This is a genomic window from Rhodopseudomonas palustris (genome assembly GCF_003591005.1).
GTDB lineage: Bacteria > Pseudomonadota > Alphaproteobacteria > Rhizobiales > Xanthobacteraceae > Rhodopseudomonas > Rhodopseudomonas palustris_K.
The window spans coordinates 19,718-38,846 of sequence record NZ_QYYD01000009.1; the positions used below are offsets into that span (position 1 = coordinate 19,718).

The window sequence follows — 19,129 nt, forward strand, 5'->3', positions numbered from 1 at the left end:
CTCACGCGTAGCTGCCGGCGGCTTCGATGGCGTGAATTTCCGTCTGCGGGCGCTGCCGGGTCAGCGCCAGCATCATGCCGACGCCGTAGGCCAGCGACACCATCGACGAGCCGCCATAGGAGATGAACGGCAGCGTCATGCCCTTGGCGGGGATCAGCTGCAGGTTCACCGACATGTTGATAGCGGCCTGGATGCCGAACAAAATCGCCAGTCCGGAGGCGGCGAAGCGCGTGAACAGATCGTCGGATCTGTAGGCGCGCGACAGCGTGCGCAGCACGATGAAGCTGAACAACGCCAGCAGCGCCAGGCACAGCACGATGCCGAATTCCTCGGCCGCCACCGCGAACACGAAATCGGTGTGGCTGTCCGGCAGGCTGCGCTTGGCGATGCCCTCGCCCGGCCCGAGCCCGAACCAGCTGCCGTTGCTGAAGGCTTCGCTCGCCATATCGACCTGGAAGGTGTCGCCGGAGGCGGGATTCATGAAGCGCTTGATGCGGCCGGCGACGTGCGGGACGAACAGATAGGCGGCGAACAGGCCACCGGCGGCGAGACCGGCCAGACCAAAGACCCAGATCACCCGCATGCCGGCGATGAAGAACAGCGCGCCCCACACCATCGTCACCAGCATGGTCTGGCCGAAGTCGGGCATCATCACCAGCAGCGACACCAGCGTCAGCACCAGCACCAGCGACATCGAGGTCGCCGGCATTTCCGGCCGCCGCGCCGCTTCCGAGAACAGCCAGGCGGCGAGCACCACGAACGACGGCTTGGCGATTTCCGAAGCCTGGATGTTGATGCCCAGCAGCGTGATCCAGCGCCGCGAGCCCTTCACTTCCGGGCCGAACATCAGCGTCGCGACGATCAGCACGATCGCCAGCACGAACACGATCAGCGCGCTGCGCCGGATCTGCCGCGGCGACAGGAACGACACGCCGATCAGCACGATCAGCGACGGCGCCAGGAACAACACATGGCGATTGAAGAAGTGAAACGGATCGAGTCCGATCCGCGTCGCGACCGGCGGCGATGCCGCCAGCGACAGGATCACCCCGGCCAGCATCAGCGCGATCAGCGCCGCCAGCAGCACGCGATCGACGGTCCACCACCATTCACTGAACGGCGTGCGTTGTTCACGGGAAATCATCGGCAATCCTGGGCCAAGGGTCGCCCCATTGGTGCGCCCGTGTGGTTGCCAAGCGGTTAACGGGATGCGCGGCATTTGAGTTGTGATCGGACGGCGCCGCCCCGCCCTACTCTCGTCATCCCCCGCGCATGCGGGGGGTCCAAAGCAACACACACGCGATCAATCGGAGCCCGGTCTCCAACCTACGCCGCCGCCGCCGTGCTCGGTTTTGCCTCGTCCGCCCACAGCAATCGCCGCAGCGGCCGGCCGGGGAACTCGATCAAGGTGAAGCTCGCCAGTGCCAGCAGCGCGATCACCGGCAGGCAGATCGCGACGCGCAGCAGCGGGTCGCCGCTCGGGGCGTCCATCTGGTACAGCCGCAGCACGATCGCGTGCCAGGCGTAGATCGAGAAGCACATGATGCCGGGAATCCGCAGCACGTCGATCGACAACGCCCGCGCCGCACCGTTGTCGCGTAGCAGCAGCGCGTTGGTGGTCAGCAGCAGACCGACATTGATCAGCGAATAAGTGATTGCCTGGCTCCAGGCCGGCACTTGGCCGGCGTGCCAGGCATCCGACAGCAGCGGCGCAGCGATCAGCATGATGAGGCCGACCGGGACGCACAGCAGCGGCAGACGGACCCGCCGCACCAGCAGTGCGGCCGCCACCATCCCCAGCACGAAGTCGTCGATCCGTCCGAAGATCGTGTCGGTCAGCGAATTGACGTTGGACTCGTCCGCCGGCACCAGCGCGAAGGCCATTACGCGAATCGCAAAGCCGATCACCACCGCGGCGACGGCGACGCGCGCCAGCCCGGCGCGCGCGATCACATCCAGCAGCAGCGGCATCGCCAGCGCGAAATAGATTTCAGTCCCGAGCGACCACAACACGCTGTTGCCCGGCGGCAAGAACGCCGGGCTGTAGAACGGAAACACCAGCGTCAGGCTGGCGGCGAAATTGATCCAGCTTTGCGGCTGGTCGAGCTTGCCGAGGAAGATGAAGCCGATGATCAGCGACAGATAGAACAGCGGCAGCAGCCGCACGGCGCGATGGCGCAAAAAGGCGACGGCGTCGGCGCGCGTCGCCATCCGGCGCTGCCCCGCCGCGTAGGGCAGATACAGCACCAGCCCTGACAGGAAGAAGAACAGATTGACGCCCATCCAGCCATTGGCGGCGAATGGGTTGTTGGCGAGCGTCACACCGGCCAGCGTGATCGGCGTCTGCCAGGTGTCGGCAATCATGTGATGCCAAACCACGCCGAGGATGGCGATCCCGCGCAATCCATCGACGGAGGGGATCCGCATCGTAGGCCTCAGCCCGGCGTGACGGACGCGACGCCGGGCAGCGCCAGCACGAGATCGCGGAACTTGGTGCCGCGGATTTCGAAGTTGCGGAACTGATCGAATGACGCGCAGGCCGGCGATAGCAGCACCACCGGCTCAGGCAAGCCCGACGCCGCCGCATCGCGCGCCGCAGCCGGCACAGCGTTGTCGAGCGTCCGGCTGATCTCGTAGGGCACGCGGCCGTCCAGCGTCCTGGAGAACTCCGCCGCCGCCTCGCCGATCAGATAGGCCTTGCGGATACGCGGGAAGTACTCGGCGAGGCTCTCGATGCCGCCGGTCTTCGGCTTGCCGCCGGCAATCCAGAAGATGTCGCCGAACGAGGACAGCGCCTTGGCGGTGGCGTCCGCATTGGTGCCCTTGGAGTCGTTGACGAACAGCGTTGTGTCCTTGCGGCCGACCTGCTCCATGCGGTGCGCCAGGCCGGGGAAGCTGCGCAGGCCCTGCTGCAATACGTCCGGCGCGACGCCGAGCGCCAGCGCGGCGCCGGCTGCTGCGGCAGCGTTCTGGGCGTTGTGCAGGCCGCGCAGCGAGCCGATGCCGCCGAGCCGGGCGATCTCCTGCGCGGCGCCGCCGGTGACACGCGAAATCACATCGCGATCGGCGACGATGCCGTCGGCCAGCGGCTGCTTCACTGAAATCCGCACCACGCGCTGGCCGGCGCGCTCCAGGCGGTCGGCGATGTCGCGGCCGAAGCCGTCGTCGACGCCGACGAGCGCGGTGCCGCCGTCCTGCACGCCAGCGACCAGCCGCTCCTTCACCGCCGCGTAGTGCTCGATGGTGCCGTGGCGGTCGATGTGATCCTCGGTGACGTTGAGCAGGATGCCGACGGTCGGATCGAGCGAAGGCGTAAGATCGATCTGGTACGACGACATCTCGATGACGTGGACGCGGCCGGCTTGCGGCGGCTCCAGCGACAGGATCGCGGTGCCGATATTGCCGCCCATCTGGGTGTCGTAACCGGCCTCGCGCATCAGATGCGCGATCAGCGCGGTGGTGGTCGACTTGCCGTTGGTGCCGGTGATGGCGACGAACGGCGCATCCGGCGCATGCAGCTTGCGCTCGCGGCAAAACAATTCGACATCGCCGATCACTTCGACGCCGGCGGCCTGCGCTTTCAGCACCGTCCAATGCGGCGCCGGATGCGTCAGTGGCACGCCGGGCGTCAGCACCAAAGCGGCAAAATTGGTCCACGGCAGATTGCGCAGGTCCGCGGTAATGAAGTTGGCCTGCGCGGCCTCGACCATGCGGTCGAGATTGTCGTCGCAGGCAATCACCTCCGCCCCGCCGGCACGCAGCGCATGGCAAGACGCCAGCCCCGACCCGCCGAGGCCGAACACCGCAACCGACTGGCCGGCCAGAGACGTGATGGGGATCATCGCAAGCCTCTCCCCGTCATTGCGAGGAGCGCAGCGACGAAGCAATCCAGCTCCGTACACTGCGCTGGATTGCTTCGCTTCGCTCGCAATGACGAAATTGAAGTCCTCCCCATCTCCCTCACCGCAGCTTCAGCGTCGACAGGCCGGCGAGCGCCAGCACCACCGCGATGATCCAGAACCGGATCACGATCTGCGGCTCGGTCCAGCCCTTCTGCTCGAAGTGATGATGGATCGGCGCCATGCGGAACACGCGCTTGCCGGTGAGCTTGAACGACGCCACCTGCACGATCACCGACACCGCCTCGAGCACGAACAGCCCGCCGATCACCGCCAGCACGATCTCGTGCTTCACCGCCACCGCGATCGAGCCGAGCATGCCGCCGAGCGCCAGCGAGCCGGTGTCGCCCATGAAGATCGAGGCCGGCGGCGCGTTGAACCACAAAAAGCCGAGACCGGCGCCGAGCAACGCGCCGCACAGCACTGCGAGTTCGCCGGTGCCGGCGACGTAGTTGATCTGCAGATATTCGGCGAACACCGCGTTGCCGGCGAGATATGCGATCATGCCGAAGCTTGCTGCTGCGATCATCACCGGCACGATGGCCAGGCCATCGAGGCCGTCGGTGAGGTTCACCGCATTGCCGGCGCCGACGATCACGAAGGCGCCGAAGATGATGAAGTACCAGCCGAGATTGAGCACGACCTCCTTGAAGAACGGGATCACCAGCGAGCTCGACAGCGTGCCGCGCCCCAGCCACACCAGCGCGAAACACGCCGCGCCCGCGATGGCGAATTCGATCGCCAGCCTGGTGCGGCCGGAGATGCCCGCGTGAGTCTGCTTGGTGACCTTCATGTAGTCGTCGTAGAAGCCGACGAAGCCGAAGCCGAGCGTCACCGCCAGCACGATCCACACATAGGGATTGAGCGGGTTGGCCCACAAGATGGTGCCGACCGTCAGCCCCGACAGGATCATCAGCCCGCCCATCGTCGGCGTGCCGCGCTTGCTGACGAGATGCGACTGCGGACCGTCGGAACGAATCGGCTGGCCCTTGCCCTGCCGCAACCGCAGATTGTCGATGATCCAGGGACCGCACAGGAACACGAACAGCGCACCGGTCACCACCGCGCCGCCGGTGCGGAAGGTGATGTAGCGGAACACGTTCAAGGCCGGAAAGGAGCTGGAGAGGTCGACCAACCAATAGAGCATTCAAGCCGCCTTACACCGCAGCATCGTCGCGCGCGGCCTTGTCGGAAAAGCGCTTCTCGAGCGCGGTGACAATCGTTTTCATGCGCGAGCCGAGCGAACCCTTGATCATCAGCACGTCGCCGGGCCGCACTGCCGCGACGACCTGAGATTCGAGCTCGGCCGCGGTCTCTGCATAGCCGCCCCGCCTCCCGGAGGAAAGGGCGTCCCACAGCTGCCGCATCAGCGGCCCGCAGCAGAACACCAGGTCGATTCCCTGGGTTTTCACCGCCTCGGCGAGGCCGCGATGCAGTTCCGGACCGGTCGGCCCGAGTTCGAGCATGTCGCCGAGCACGGCGATGCGCCGGCCCTGTCCGGAAATCTCCGCGCTGCCGAGCACGCCGATCGCCGCCGCCATCGACGCCGGATTGGCGTTGTAGCTTTCGTCGATCAGCGTCGCTTGGCCATGACGAAGCTCGAGTGGGCGGCGGACGCCGCGACCGGCCGCGGGCTGCACCTGCGACAGCGCCAGCGCCGCCAGCGCCAGATCGGCGCCGACCAGTTCGGCCGCCGCCAGCACGGCCAGCGAATTCATGGCGATGTGGCGACCCGGAATGCCGAGCTTGTAGGTGACGTCGTGGCCCAAAATGTTGGCATGCACCGCCGAGCAATCGGCGTGCAGCGCGACGTCGAGCAGTCGCGCCTCGGCCTTCGGATCAACACCGAACGAGACGATGCGCTTCACGCCGGCCTTGGCGGCGTTGTCGCTCAATCGCGCGAACATCGCATTGTCGCGGTTCAGCACCGCCGCCCCGCCCGGCTCGAGGCCGGCAAAGATCTCCGCCTTGGCGTCGGCGATGCCTTCGATGCCGGAGAAGAATTCGAGATGCACCGGCTCCACCGTGGTGATGATCGCCACATGCGGCCGCACCATCTTCACCAGCGGCTCGATTTCGCCGGCGTGGTTCATGCCGACCTCGAACACCGCGTAGCGCGCGCTTGCCGGGCAGCGCGCCAGCGTCAGCGGCACGCCCCAATGATTGTTGAACGAGGCCACCGACGCATGGGTCTCGCCCTGCGGGCCGAGCACGCCGCGCAGCGCCTCCTTGGTCGAGGTCTTGCCGACCGAGCCGGTGACGGCGATCACTTGGCCGCTCAGCCGCGCCCGCGCCGCCCGCCCGAGCCCGCGCAGCCCGTCGAGCACGTCGTCGACGATCAGCAGCGGGGCATCGGCGGCGAAGGTGTCGCGCTGCGCGGCTTCGACCACCGCGAGCGCGGCGCCGGCTTTGAGCGCGGCCTCGACGAAGGCGTGGCCGTCATGCACGTCGCCCTTGATGGCGAAGTACGCGTCGCCCGGCGCCAGCGTGCGGCTGTCGATCGAGATGCCGAACACGTCGCGCGGCAGCGTGCCGCTGGTTGCGGCGTGCATCGCGCTCGCCATCGCGTCCGAAGTCCATAGCGGCTGTTTGCTCATGCTGCACTCGCTGACAACGCCGCCGCGGCGGCTTCGTGATCGCTGAAATGCAGCACCGTGCCCTGCACGATCTGCCCGGTTTCGTGGCCCTTGCCGGCGATCAGCAGCGCGTCACCCTGCTGCAATTCGCCGATCGCAATGCGGATCGCTTCGGCGCGGTCGCCGATCTCGCGCGCGCCCGGCGCAGCGGCCAGAATGGCGGCGCGGATCGTGGCGGGATCTTCGCTGCGCGGATTGTCGTCGGTGACGATCACGCTGTCGGCGTGCTCGGCGGCGATCGCGCCCATCAGCGGCCGCTTGCCGGCGTCGCGATCGCCGCCGGCGCCGAACACCACGACCAGCTTGCGCTTGGCATAAGGCCGCAGCGCCTGCAGCGCCTTGGCGAGCGCATCCGGCTTGTGCGCGTAGTCGACGAACACCGGCGCGCCATTATGCGCACCGACAAGGTCGAGCCGCCCCGGCGCGCCTTCGAGATGTTCGAGCGCCGCGAACGTCGCCGCCGCATCGCCGCCGGTGCCGATCACCAGACCGGCCGACACCAGCGCGTTCTCGATCTGGAATTCGCCGACCAGCGGCAGCTTGAGCGCGACGCGGCGGCCGGCATGCTCGATCAGAAGCTTCTGGCCGACCCCGTCGATCGCCGCGTCGATCAGCTTGATGCCATCGCCCGGATCGCCGTTGCGGCCGATCGTGATCAGCCGCAGCCCGCGGTTGCGTGCGGCTTCGATGACTTCGGCCGAACAGTCATGATCGGCCGAGATCACCGCGGCGCCGCCGTCCTGCACCAGATCGCGGAACAGTCGCAGCTTGGCGCCCAGATAGTGCGCGACCGTCGGGTGATAGTCCATGTGATCGCGCGACAGATTGGTGAAGCCGCCGGCGGCGACGCGGACGCCGTCGAGCCGGAACTGATCGAGTCCGTGCGACGAGGCTTCGAGCGCCAGATGCGTGATGCCCTCGCCGGCGATCTCGTCGATCGAGCGATGCAGCGCGATCGGATCGGGCGTGGTCAGCGAGCCGTAGACGCTGCGCGTCGGCGTCACGAGGCCAATGGTGCCGATGCTCGCGGAGGCGTAGCCGAGCCGCTGCCAGATCTGCCGCGTGAACGCCGCCACCGAGGTCTTGCCGCTGGTGCCAGTGACGGCCGCGATCACCTGCGGCTGTCCTGGATAAAAGCGTGCCGCCTCCAGCGCCAACGCGCGGCGCGCATTGTGAAGCGTCACGAACGGCACGGCGAGATCATCAGCGGGCGCATGCTCGCCAGCCACCGCCACCGCGCCGGCCGCAAGCGCCGCCGCGATGAACCGCGCACCGTCAGTCTTGGCCCCGGCCAGCGCAAAGAACAGATCGCCCGGCTTCACCGCGCGGCTGTCGACCGCAAGCCCGCCGATGTCGATGCCGGCGGCCTCCGCCGGCATCGCGGCGACGTCCGCATCGCTGAAGAGGTTACTGAGCTTCATCATCCTCGGAGCCTGATGGATCGCGTAGCCATTCGCCCCATCCGTCATTGCGAGCGCAGCGAAGCAATCCACTTCCGTGCACGGCGCTCCTGGATTGCTTCGCTTCGCTCGCAATGACGGGGCGAGTCATCAATTCCCTCGGGACGCCGGTGACAGCCGGCGATGCAAAAACGTACGGCGCAGACCGCGCCTTTAGGCGTATCCGCCGTCCCACGCAACAATCAGCGCGGTTCCGCCTGGGCCGTCCGCGATGCCGCAAGAATGAGGCGGTCCGGCGGCGGCAGGTCGAAACGTGGCTCGATCCCGAGCAGCGGCGCGATTCGGGCGATGACGTTGCCCCCCGTCGGCACAGCGTTCCAGCCCGAGGTGATGAAGCCGTGGGTTTCCGGCAGCGCCTTCGGCTCGTCCAGCATCACCAGCACCTGATATTGCGGATTGTCCATCGGCAAGACCGCGGTGAACGAGTTCAGCACCTGCTTCTTGGCATAACGGCCGTTGATGACCTTTTCGGAGGTGCCGGTCTTGCCGCCGAGATAATAGCCCTTGGCGATCTGGTCGGCGGTCTTGGCGGTACCGGTCTCCGCGTTCAGCCGCATCAGATAGCGGATCTTGTCGCTGGTCTCTTTCTTGACGACGCGCTTGGCCATCTTCAGCGCGTCTTCTTCGGTGCGGCGCAGGAAGGTCGGCGGGATCAGATAGCCGCCATTGACCATGGCGTTGATACCCATCACCGCCTGCAGCGGCGCCACCGCGACGCCGTGGCCGAACGAGATGGTGATGGTGTTGAGTTCGCCCCAGCGCTTCGGCACGATCGGCGACGCGCTCTCCGGCAGCTCGGTGCGCAGCCGGTCGAGCTGGCCGACCTTTTTCAAGAACGCCTTATGCGCGTCGACGCCCATCGACAGCGCGACCCGCGCCGCGCCGACATTCGACGAATAGGTGAAGACTTCCGACAGCGAGATCGCGCGGCCCATATTGTGGGTGTCGTGGATCTTGAACCGGCCGTAGTGCAGCGGGCCGCGCGCGTCGTACATCGAGTTCAGCGTCGCCTTGCCGGCATCGAGCGCCATCGCCAGCGTCAGTGTCTTGAAGGTCGAGCCCATCTCGTACACGCCGGTGGTGAGCCGGTTGATGCGATCGGGATCGTTGGCCTCTTTCGGATTGTTCGGATCGAAGTCCGGCAGCGACACCATCGCGACGATCTCGCCGGTCCTGACGTTGGAGACCAGACCCGACGCCGCCTTGGCGCTGAACTTCTCCTTGGCCTTGAGCAGTTCGTCGCGCAGCGCGTGCTCGACACGGATATCGACCGCGAGCTCGACCGGCTTCTGCAGCCGGTCCGAGGCGAAGCCGGCGCGATGCAGATCGGCGAGGCCGTTATTGTCGAGCCATTTCTCGATGCCGGCGATGCCCTGGTTGTCGATGTTGACGAGGCCGATCAGATGCGAGACCTCGGGGCCGGTCGGATAGACGCGCTTGTTCTCGCGCAAGAAGCCGATGCCCGGAATGCCGAGCTTCTTGATATCGGCCTGCTGCCGCGGCGTGATATCGCGCTTCAGCCAGACGAAGCCCTTCTTCGACGCCAGCCGCTCGCGCACTTCCGGCGTTTCGAGATCGGGCAGCGTCGCCGTCAGCAATTCGACCGCTTCGTCCTGATCGATGATGCGGCGCGGTTCGCCGAACAGCGACGGCGATTTGACGTCGGTGGCCAGGATGGTGCCGTTGCGATCGACGATGTCCGGCCGCGCGGTGGCGATCGCGTCGGAGCCGCCGCTGCGCCGCGCGCCGTGGCTGTCGCCGAACGCGGCGATCATCGTCAGCTTGAACATGATGATGCCGTAGACGCCGGCGAAGGCGATCATCGCCAGCCCGACGCGCGCGCGCGCCTTGGCGTCGCGATCGACATCGCGGCCGTAGATCAGGCTGCGGATCATGCGCCGGCGCCAGTTGACGTGATGGCCGACAAGAGGGAGCGAGGGTTCGGTCAATGCGCTGGCTCCGGCACCGGCAACGATCCGGTGATGATGTCGGGATCGATCTTCTCGATCATCGAGGCGATCGGATCGGGGTCGCCCGGATTGACGATGCTCGGCGGCCGCTCCGGCAGGTTCTTGAGCTGGTCGAACTGCCGGGCGTTGATCGGCTTCAGCTTGAGGTGGCGCTCGGCGAGGCCCTGCAGCCGCCCGGGTGCGTCGAGCCTGGCCCATTCGGCGCGCAGTTGCGCGATCGCCTCGCGCTCCTTGCGAACTTCGGAATGCAGCTGCAGCACCTTCTCGGTGCGCACCGTCGACTCCATCTTGATGCGGTAGACATAGGCGGCTGCGAATACCAGCATGCAGATCACCGCCACATGAATGATGCGCATCATCGGCCGGCCCTCGCGCCCGGCGCCAAGACACGCGCCAGCGTCGGCCAGCCCGGCAGATCGTCCGGCGCATGCGCCGGCGCAGCGGTGCGTTCGCCGCCGCGCAGCTTGGCGGAGCGCGCGCGCGGATTGGCGGCGATCTCGGCATCGCTGGCGACGATCGGGCGCTTGGTCAGCACCGTGAAGCTCGGCTTCGCCAGCGCCATCTCCGGGAGATGCCGCGAGCCGCCGCCGACCCGGCCGCGCTCGGCGAAGAACGTCTTGACGATGCGGTCTTCCAGCGAATGGAACGACACCACGGCAAGCCGGCCGCCGGGCCTCAGCACGCGCTCGGCCGCGGCCAGCGCCTGATACAATTCGTCGAGCTCTTCGTTGACGAAGATCCGCAGCGCCTGAAACGTCCGCGTCGCCGGATGGATCTCGCCGGGCTTGCTGCGCACCACCTTCCCGACGATGTCGGCGAGCGCCCTTGTGGTGGTGATCGGCGCCTCGGCGCGGGCCGCGACGATCGCCTTGGCGACGTGACGCGAATAGCGCTCCTCGCCAAAGATGTAGATGATGTTGGCGAGATCGGTTTCCGACGCCCGCGCCACCACGTCGGCCGCGCTCGGTCCGCTGCCGCCCATCCGCATGTCGAGCGGCCCGTCGAGCCGGAACGAGAAGCCGCGCTCGGCCTGGTCGACCTGCATCGACGACACGCCGATATCCATCACCACGCCGTCGACCGTTTCATGTCCCTGAGCGGCGCAGACCTCGGCCAGATTGGAAAAGCGGTCTTCGACCAGCGTCAGCCGGCCGCCGGCGCTCTGCACCAGATCGAAGCCGCCGGCGATCGCCGTGCGGTCTCGGTCGATCGCGATGACCCTGGTGTCGGCCGCATCGAGAATCAGCCGCGTGTAACCACCGGCGCCGAAGGTACCGTCGACATAGACGCCGCCGTCCCGCGGCGCCAGCAGGTCCACGGCTTCTGGTCCGAGCACCGGAATATGCGGCCGCTGCCCGGTCATGCGCGCCCGGCCTCGCAGCGCCGGCAGGCGGCGGCCGTACAACAAGGCAGCGACATCGGAAGCGACCGGTGCATCGTGGTTCGAAACTCCCGGTTCGACGCGGATTTGCGCCAGACGTCCGGCCATCGACCTTGGCTGGCCCGCGGCTCCGGCGGAAATCTGATGGATTGCCATCGGCTTATGGGCTGTCCAGAGGGGGCTCGGCCGTTCCCGGCGACGTGGCTCTTCACCCCTCAGTAACGTCTCTTAGGCTTAAGAAACCGTTGACGCCGACGCCTCATGGTCAGGTCTGCCGGGCTATTTCAACCGCTTGCCCCGCCGGTAACTAGCTGATGCTGATCCTCAACACTCCACAGAAAACGTCGAAATCGTGACAGCGACGCGTTGCGGCCCGGGATTATGGCCGGGATAGTGAATGCGGCGCTGCGCCGTGTTCGCGCCGGCGCCCTCGCCGCTCTCTTGCCGTTTGGATAGTGTGATGCCAGCTTCGTCCGCGTCTGCCGGTCCAGAGTCGAAACAACGACGTGCCATCCCACTGCCCAAGGGCATCGTGGCCATGCAGAGCTTCCTGCCCGATTCGTCGGTGGTCTCCGACATCATCCCGTCGCCGAATTTCGGCGAGCGCAACAAGGGCCGGCAGCCCGACATGATCGTGCTGCACTACACCGGCATGCCGGATGTCGAAGGCGCGCTGACCCGGCTGTGCAAGCCCGGCACTGAAGTGTCGGCGCACTACGTCGTGCTCGAGGACGGCCGCATCCTGCAATGCGTGCCGGAATCCAAGCGCGCCTGGCACGCCGGCATCGCCAAATGGGCCGGCGAAGAGGATATCAATTCCTGCTCGATCGGCATCGAGATTATCAATCGCGGTCATGATTGGGGCTACCCGGACTTCCCGCTTCGCCAGATCGCCGCGGTGATCGCGCTGTGCCGCGGCATCATCATCCGCCGCGGCATCGCCCCGCACCGCGTGCTCGGCCATTCCGACGTCGCCCCGGCACGCAAGAAGGATCCCGGCGAGAAATTTCCGTGGCGCTCGCTCGCCGCCTCCGGCGTCGGCCATTACGTCGAACCGGCACCGATCGAACCCGGCGAAGCCCTGCGGCCAGGATCCAACGGCGACGACGTCCGCGCGCTGCAGCAGGCGCTGGCCGGCTATGGCTACGGCATTGCCGTCAACGGCAAATACGACAACGCCACCGCCGAAGTGGTCACCGCCTTCCAGCGCCACTTCCGCCCCGCCAAAGTCGACGGCATTGCCGACGCCTCGACGCTGGCGACGCTACAGGCGCTGCGGGCCGCACTGCCGGAAGATGTCCGCACCGCCGCTGCGCTGGGCTGACCTAGCGCCACCATCGCCCTTGACGGCGACACGCGCAGCCCGCATGGCTTGCCGCGTCAGTCGGCCGGACGGCCGCTCCGGCAAGCGCCGAAAGGCCGCCGGGGAGGAAAGTCCGGGCTCCATCGACATACGGTGCCGGATAACGTCCGGCGGGGGCGACCCCAGGGAAAGTGCCACAGAGAACGAACCGCCCGCCTACGCCCCTTCGGGGCTTCGGCGCGACAAGCTCACGAGCCTGCCGCGCCATAGCAGCGCAAGCTGCGACGGCGGGTAAGGGTGAAAAGGTGCGGTAAGAGCGCACCGCGTCGCCGGCAACGGAGACGGCATGGTAAACCCCACCGGGAGCAAAACCGAATAGGGACGGCATCGCGGATAGTTTGCTGCTCGCAGCAATAACTCCGCAGGGTGATGTCAAACCCGCCGTCCGGGTAGGTTGCTCGAGGCGCTGTGCAAACAGCGTCCCAGAGGAATGGCCGTCGCGCAGCGCCCCGCTTCACCGCGAGCGCTGCCCTCCAGAACCCGGCTTACAGGCCGGCTGATACTCATCATGAAGGGCTCGGCGGAGACGCCGGGCCCTTCGCCTATTCGCTGCGCGAGAGCTGATACGACTCTCACCTACACGGAGTCAGTGCAGCCACTCCGACGACCGGCGTTATCCTGAATGCCTGACCGGAAATGTGGCCTCGAGATCCAGGCAATTTCGTTTCCACGAGTCATGCCCGGCCTTGTGCCGGGCATCCACGCCTTGCTGACGGAAACGCCGAAAAGGCGTGGATGGCCGGGACAAGCCCGGCCATGACGGATCTCAGAGTTAACTAAGCCATATCGAAGTGGTTGATAATCGGCTCTGAATTTGGGCCGCCGTCATTGCGAGCGAAGCGAAGCAATCCAGCGCAGCGCAGGTAGCATGGATTGCTTCGTCGCTTCGCTCCTCGCAATGACGAACGGTGTGCCCCCGCCGCAAATTAGCAAGGCCCGAGGGGGGGGCTAACCTGAAACGGCTCAATGCCCGCCCCCCGCCGCCGCTGGGTTTCCCGGCTTGGCCACCAACACCACCAGCGTGCTCAGCCCGATATAAAAGAACGTCAGCAGGAAGAACGCGTCGCCGAAGCTCATCGTCACGGCCTGGCGGTGGACGATCTGGTTGAATTGCTTCAGCGCCATCATCGAGGCGTCGCCCATGCCCTGGAAGCGCTGGGTCAGCGTGTTAAGGAAGTCGACCGCCTGCGCGTTGCCCCAATTCACCTTGTCGTGCAGCCGCGAGATGTGGAAGTCGGTGCGGCCGTCGAGGATGGTGTTGATCAGGGCGAGGCCGAGCGCGCCGCCGAGGTTGCGGGTCAGGTTGAACAGGCCGGAGGCGTTCTTGACGCGGTCCGGCGGTAGCGTGCCGAGCGCGATGTTGTTGACCGGCACCATCGCCATCATCATGCCGACGCCGCGGAAGATCTGCGGCCACAACAATTCGTAGAAATCGAAGTCGCGCGTGATCCATGTCATCTGCCAGGTGCCGCCGGCGAACAGCAGGAGGCCGACCGCGATCAGGATGCGCATGTCGATCAGCGTCATCAGCCGGCCGACCAGCGGCGCCGACAGGAACATCGCGATGCCGGAGACGAACATCGTCTCGCCGATCATCAGCGCGCTGTAGCCGCGCACTTCGGCGAGGTAGCGCGGATAGATGTAGGTCAGGCCGTACAGGCCGATGCCGACGCAGAACGAGAACAGGCAGCCGAACGCGAAATTGCGGTTGGTGAAGGCGCGGATGTCGACGATCGGCTCGCGCGCGGTCAACACCCGCGCAAAAAACCCGACGCCGCAGACCACGCAGACGATGGCGAAGATGAAGATCGACTCGTCGCCGAACCAGTCGTTGCGCGGGCCCTCTTCCAGCACGTATTCGAGCGAGCCGAGGAAGCCGGCCATGAAGCCGAGCCCCCACCAGTCGAAATGATCGAGCAATTCGTAATGCGGCTCGTCGAAATCGACCAGCGCCAGCACGCCGAGCGTGATGCCGATGCCGGGTACGACGTTGATGAAGAACAGCCAGTGCCACGACATCAGATCGGTGATGTAGCCGCCGACCGTCGGACCAATGGTCGGCGCCAGCGTCGCGACAAGGCCGATGATCGGCCCGACCAGGTTGAACTTAGAGCGCGGAAACACCGTGTAGGCCGAAGCGAACACGGTCGGGATCATGCCGGCGCCGAGGAAGCCCTGGATCGCGCGCCACACGATCATCTCGGCGATCGACGAGGTGAAGCCGCACATCAGGCTGGCGAAGGTGAAGCCGGCGGCGGAGATCGCGAACAGGTTGCGCGTGCCGAGGGCGCGCGACAGGAAGCCGGACAGCGGGATCGCGATCACTTCTGCGATCAGATACGAGGTCTGGACCCAGGAGACTTCGGACGACGACGCCGACAGGCCGGCCTGGATTTCGGACAGCGATGCCGAGACGATCTGGATGTCCAGGATCGACATGAACATGCCGAACACCATGATCATGAAGGCGATCAGCCGGCTCGCCGGCACATGCTCCGACGGCGCCTGCGGCACAGCTCCGGCAGTTGCGGTGGTCGATGCCGACATCGGACGTCCTTAAAAAGCGACCTGGAAAGCCCTATCCGTCATTGCGAGCGAAGCGAAGCAATCCAGAGCCGCAGTGCAGAGACTGGATTGCTTCGTCGCTTCGCTCCTCGCAATGACGCGTGGTGTATGCTTCGTGCTAGTCGGTGGCTAATGCCAGCCGGCGCCTACTTCCCGGTCCGCGTATCGACCTTGACATACACCGACATGCCGGCGCGCAGCAGGCCTTCGCGGGCGACGTCGGCGGGGACGCGGATGCGGACCGGGACGCGCTGCACGATCTTGGTGAAGTTGCCGGTGGCGTTGTCGGGCGGCAGCAGCGTGAACACCTGCCCGGCGGCCGGCGCCAGGCTTTCCACCGTGCCCTCGATCTTGCGGCCGGAGTAAGCGTCGACCGAGACGTCGACGGTCTGGCCGGGCTTCAGCCGCGCAAGCTGGGTTTCCTTGAAGTTGGCGTCGACATAGACACCGTCGAGCGGGACGATGTTGGCGAGCCGCTGGCCGGCATTGATGTAGTCGCCGGTGTTGACCATGCGGTTGGAGAACGTGCCGGTGACGGGGGCGCGCACATTGGTGAATTCGAGGTCGCGCTCGGCCTTGGCCAGCGCGCTCTGCAGCTCGGCGAGCTGGGCGCGGGCCTCGTTCTGCTGCGCCTTGGTGACTTCGACATTGTCGCGCGCGGCGTCGTAGGCCGCCTTGGCGGCGGCGACCGAGGCGACGCCCTGGTCGCGGCTGGCCTGCGAGGTCTCGAACACGGCGCGCGAGGCGAAGCCCTTGGTGCTCAGCGCCTGCTGCCGGTCGAAATCGAGCGTCGCGCGCTTGGCGGCGGCTTCGGCGGAGTTGCGTTGCGCTTCGGCCTGCTCGACGGCGCTTTGCTGCGCGATCACCTGGCGGCCGATGCGCTCGATGGTCGCCTGCTGGGTGGCGATCTTGGCGCGCGCGCTGTCGACCGCAATCTTGTAGTCGCCGTCGTCGATCTTGAACACGACGTCGCCGGCCTTCACCAGCGTGTTGTCGCCCGGCAGGATCGCGGCGATATGGCCGGCGACGCGGGCGCCGAGCGTGGTGTTATTGGCACGGACGTAAGCGTCGTCGGTCGACACCATGAAGCGGCCGACCAGCATGTATTGCGTGCCGAAGTAAGCGGCCGCGGCCAGCACCGCGAGCGCGACGCCGAGCAGCACCATCCGCTTGCGCTTCGGCTTCTTCACCGCCGCCGCCGGCGCGGCTGCGGCGATCGGCTCGTCGGCATCATCCTGCGGCAGCCCGGCGAGCTTCAACGAAGACTCTTCATGCGGCAGCTTGCGAGGCTCGAGAGCCGCCGCGTCGCGTTCGGACGGGGGAACGACTGCATCCGGTTGAGGCTCTGGCCTGATCACGCGGGCAGCAGCTTGGTCGCGACCGGACATGAATGCGTCTCCCTGACTGGCTCACACCTGAGCACCTGGCGGGATTTCGCCCCGACAGCTACTCTCATTTAAATTGACCGAACGGTTCGGTCAAGGTAGCCTACTGTGCAAACCCTAGCAGCGCTGCCCAAGCTTTGTGCTCACAGGCCGTAGCGCTGATCACTTTTTCGGACAAGCTGAACCTATGGTTGCGCCTGCCACCCTCCCCGGCTCCGACGACGACAGCGCCAAGCGGCGCCAGATCGTCAAGGGCGCCCGTACCGTGTTTCTCGAGCACGGCTTCGACGGCGCCAGCATGGGCGAGATCGCGCGTGCAGCCGGCGTGTCGAAGGGCACCCTGTACGTCTATTTCGCCGACAAGACCTCGCTGTTTTGCGCGATCATGGAGCAGGAGAGCCTGGCGCAGGGCATGTCGGCGTTCGAGTTCGTGCCGACCCGCGACGTCGAGACCTCGCTGAAAGTATTCGGTGCCGCCTACATCAAGCTGCTCTGCGACCCGCGCGGCGCCTCGGCGATCCGCACCGTGATGGCGATCGCCGAACGGATGCCGGAGGTCGGCCAGCGTTACTACGAGCGGGTGATCGCCAATTCGCTCGGCAAGTTCACGCGCTATCTCGAACAGCAGGTGCAGGCCGGCACGCTGCAGATCGACGACTGCCATCTCGCCGCGGCGCAATTCACCAAGCTGTGCCAGGCGACGCTGTTTCTGCCCTTCATCTTCCAGATGAGCGACGCCCCCTCCCCCGAACGCATCGCCGAAGTAGTCGACAGCGCGACCCGGATGTTTTTGGCGACCTATCGGGCGAAGCCGGGCGTCAACTGATTACGTAAGATCTCAGGTACAATCCTAACCACACGTCATGCCCGGCACTCGGGTCCGGCTTCGCCGGCCCGAGCACAGGCTCTTGTGCCGGGCATCCACGCCTTGCGGCCGGAGATGCAGGAAAGGCGTGGATGCCCGGGCCTTCGCCGCGCCGAAGCGGCTTCGGCCGCGCAGGCGGGACAAGCCCGGCCATGACGGAGTTAGTGAGCGATTGAACCGAGCTCAAGCGCGGTTGAAATCTCGGCTAGAGTTCGGCTCAGCCCTCAGGCTAATCGTCTTCCGCCTCGTCGCGACTGACGACCTTGCGGGCCGAGGGGCGGCCGATCGAGCCGGTCGGGCCGTTGAAGCCGCCCGACGCGTAGCCGTTACGCTGCTGCAGCCGCGCCGCGACGACTTCGCCCGGGATAGCGGCCGGCTTGCAGATGCTGCGCGCGCTCTTGCGGCGCATCAGGTCGACGTGGATGTGGTCGTAGTGATAAATGTTCGATCCCGGCGCCAGCACCGTGGTGAACATGCCGCAGGCCGAGTTCTGCACGTCGTGCAGGAACGCCTGCTCCTCCGGCAGCCCCTTCCAACCGCCCTTGACGGTGATGCGCCGGCCGTCCGCGAGCACGAAGGCGGCGATGTCCAGCGCATTGCCGAACGCATGCTCCGAAATATGCGCATTCGGATTGCCGTTCATGCCGCGGCAGGAATATGCCGAGATCTGCTTGATCTCGACCACGCGGACGCCGAACCAGCGCATCGCCGAGGGCTGCACCGATTCCGCCAGCCAGCGATCGAGCGCCGACACGATCGGACACGCCAGCGTCGCGGCCGGCTTGACGGCGACCGGGCCGACCGAGCCGGTGACGTTGCCCTGCGACGGGCCAAGCCGCGGCAGCGGCTGCTGCTCTTCGGGATAGCGCGGCTGGACGTTCGGAGCGCGCGAATAGCCAGTGACGCTCTCGGCCGGCGGACGCTCCGCGGCCTCCGGCGGCAACTCGATGTCCTCCGTGGCCGGCACGGTGCCGGGCGCGTTCAGCGACACCGGTCCGCCGCGGCCATTGTCATAGGCGGCATTCGCGCCATAGCCGGTCGGCGCGGCGCCGTAGGACGGCTGTTGCGGCGGATAGCTGCGCGGCTGCGCGTAAGTCTGCTGCGCGCCCGGCCAACGCGGCTGGCTTGCGCCGCCGATCGCGGCCGGCGGCCGGAGGTCGTTGGCAAAGCCGAGCGCGCTGCTCTCTCCGAGCGCCGCGACCTTGAGGGGAAATTCGGCGCCACACACGCCCGGTCCTGAGATCGGATCGATCCGGACCAGTTCGGGCGTCTCCTTGACGGCGCCCGATTTGAGACATGCGACTTCGGCCTCGGTGCGCCACGGTTCGCGTTCGGCGGTCTGAAACAGACCGCGCCCGCAGCCAGCAAGCGAGACGAGGACGAAGGAGCCGACGAGATACAAACGAACTCCGCGCGTCATGCGCGCACATTCGCTCAATCTGATTAATGAGAATTGAATGGTATCGCGTTAGTCGGTGTTAACTATAAGTCGGTGCGGCGGAACTTGTTAGTTGGCCGACGTTCGCGCTCAATTTCGGCGTCATGGCCGGGCTTGTCCCGGCCATCCACGCCTGTGTCTAAAACTTCGGCCCGAAGGCGTGGATG

14 protein-coding genes and 1 other RNA gene are annotated in these 19,129 nt (G+C 66.4%); 3 read left to right on the forward strand and 12 right to left on the reverse strand.

The window, feature by feature from the left end:
- Position 1 precedes the first annotated feature (1 nt).
- The 9 genes from ftsW to rsmH all read right to left on the reverse strand — a co-directional run bounded on the left by ftsW (position 2) and on the right by rsmH (position 11,328).
- The gene (gene ftsW, locus D4Q52_RS10205; RefSeq protein WP_119856456.1) at positions 2-1,144 is read right to left on the reverse strand and encodes a putative lipid II flippase FtsW; all 1,143 of its coding nucleotides are present in this window, start codon (positions 1,142-1,144) and stop codon (positions 2-4) included.
- Positions 1,145-1,326: 182 nt separating this feature from the next.
- Complete coding sequence (locus D4Q52_RS10210; RefSeq protein ID WP_119856457.1) at positions 1,327-2,427, reverse strand: acyltransferase family protein; 1,101 nt, start codon at positions 2,425-2,427, stop codon at positions 1,327-1,329.
- Positions 2,428-2,435: 8 nt separating this feature from the next.
- Positions 2,436-3,842: a UDP-N-acetylmuramoyl-L-alanine--D-glutamate ligase gene (gene murD, locus D4Q52_RS10215; RefSeq protein ID WP_119856458.1), complete on the reverse strand. Its 1,407-nt coding sequence runs from the start codon at positions 3,840-3,842 to the stop codon at positions 2,436-2,438.
- A 118-nt stretch (positions 3,843-3,960) separates the two neighbouring features.
- Positions 3,961-5,046: a phospho-N-acetylmuramoyl-pentapeptide-transferase gene (mraY, locus tag D4Q52_RS10220; protein WP_119856459.1), complete on the reverse strand. Its 1,086-nt coding sequence runs from the start codon at positions 5,044-5,046 to the stop codon at positions 3,961-3,963.
- Positions 5,047-5,056: 10 nt separating this feature from the next.
- Entirely contained in the window at positions 5,057-6,496 is a 1,440-nt protein-coding gene (locus D4Q52_RS10225) for a UDP-N-acetylmuramoylalanyl-D-glutamyl-2,6-diaminopimelate--D-alanyl-D-alanine ligase (protein WP_119856460.1), read from the reverse strand.
- Positions 6,493-7,956, reverse strand: coding sequence for a UDP-N-acetylmuramoyl-L-alanyl-D-glutamate--2,6-diaminopimelate ligase (locus tag D4Q52_RS10230; protein ID WP_119856606.1), 1,464 nt, complete (start codon positions 7,954-7,956; stop codon positions 6,493-6,495). The genes D4Q52_RS10225 and D4Q52_RS10230 overlap by 4 nt, the downstream gene beginning before the upstream one ends.
- A gap of 221 nt (positions 7,957-8,177) precedes the next feature.
- On the reverse strand, positions 8,178-9,890 hold the full coding sequence (locus D4Q52_RS10235; RefSeq protein WP_234831146.1) for a peptidoglycan D,D-transpeptidase FtsI family protein: 1,713 nt from the start codon (positions 9,888-9,890) through the stop codon (positions 8,178-8,180).
- Positions 9,891-9,940: 50 nt separating this feature from the next.
- A complete protein-coding gene (gene ftsL / locus D4Q52_RS10240; protein ID WP_182915285.1) occupies positions 9,941-10,321 on the reverse strand; it encodes a cell division protein FtsL in 381 nt (126 codons plus the stop codon).
- Positions 10,321-11,328 (reverse strand): 16S rRNA (cytosine(1402)-N(4))-methyltransferase RsmH, encoded by a 1,008-nt coding sequence (gene rsmH / locus D4Q52_RS10245; RefSeq protein WP_119856607.1) that lies wholly within the window; start codon positions 11,326-11,328, stop codon positions 10,321-10,323. The genes ftsL and rsmH overlap by 1 nt, the downstream gene beginning before the upstream one ends.
- Before the next feature lie 478 nt (positions 11,329-11,806).
- Between rsmH and D4Q52_RS10250 the strand changes: the two genes are divergently transcribed.
- Both D4Q52_RS10250 and rnpB read left to right on the forward strand, forming a co-directional pair.
- Positions 11,807-12,670, forward strand: a complete 864-nt coding sequence (locus tag D4Q52_RS10250) for an N-acetylmuramoyl-L-alanine amidase (protein ID WP_425328471.1) — start codon at positions 11,807-11,809, stop codon at positions 12,668-12,670.
- A gap of 56 nt (positions 12,671-12,726) precedes the next feature.
- Positions 12,727-13,213, forward strand: an RNA gene (gene rnpB / locus D4Q52_RS10255) — RNase P RNA component class A.
- 459 nt (positions 13,214-13,672) lie between these two features.
- On the opposite strand, the gene D4Q52_RS10260 is transcribed toward rnpB, so the two are convergent.
- Together D4Q52_RS10260 and D4Q52_RS10265 are read right to left on the reverse strand one after the other, a co-directional pair.
- Complete coding sequence (locus D4Q52_RS10260) at positions 13,673-15,256, reverse strand: DHA2 family efflux MFS transporter permease subunit (RefSeq protein WP_119856463.1); 1,584 nt, start codon at positions 15,254-15,256, stop codon at positions 13,673-13,675.
- A 164-nt stretch (positions 15,257-15,420) separates the two neighbouring features.
- Entirely contained in the window at positions 15,421-16,662 is a 1,242-nt protein-coding gene (locus D4Q52_RS10265) for an HlyD family secretion protein (protein WP_119856464.1), read from the reverse strand.
- 184 nt (positions 16,663-16,846) lie between these two features.
- Here D4Q52_RS10265 and D4Q52_RS10270 point away from each other — a divergent pair, with 184 nt between their 5' ends.
- Entirely contained in the window at positions 16,847-17,485 is a 639-nt protein-coding gene (locus D4Q52_RS10270; protein WP_119856465.1) for a TetR/AcrR family transcriptional regulator, read from the forward strand.
- Between the two features lie 268 nt (positions 17,486-17,753).
- Here D4Q52_RS10270 and D4Q52_RS10280 read toward each other — a convergent pair whose 3' ends face one another.
- Positions 17,754-18,944, reverse strand: coding sequence for an extensin family protein (locus D4Q52_RS10280; protein ID WP_119856467.1), 1,191 nt, complete (start codon positions 18,942-18,944; stop codon positions 17,754-17,756).
- Positions 18,945-19,129: the final 185 nt, after the last annotated feature.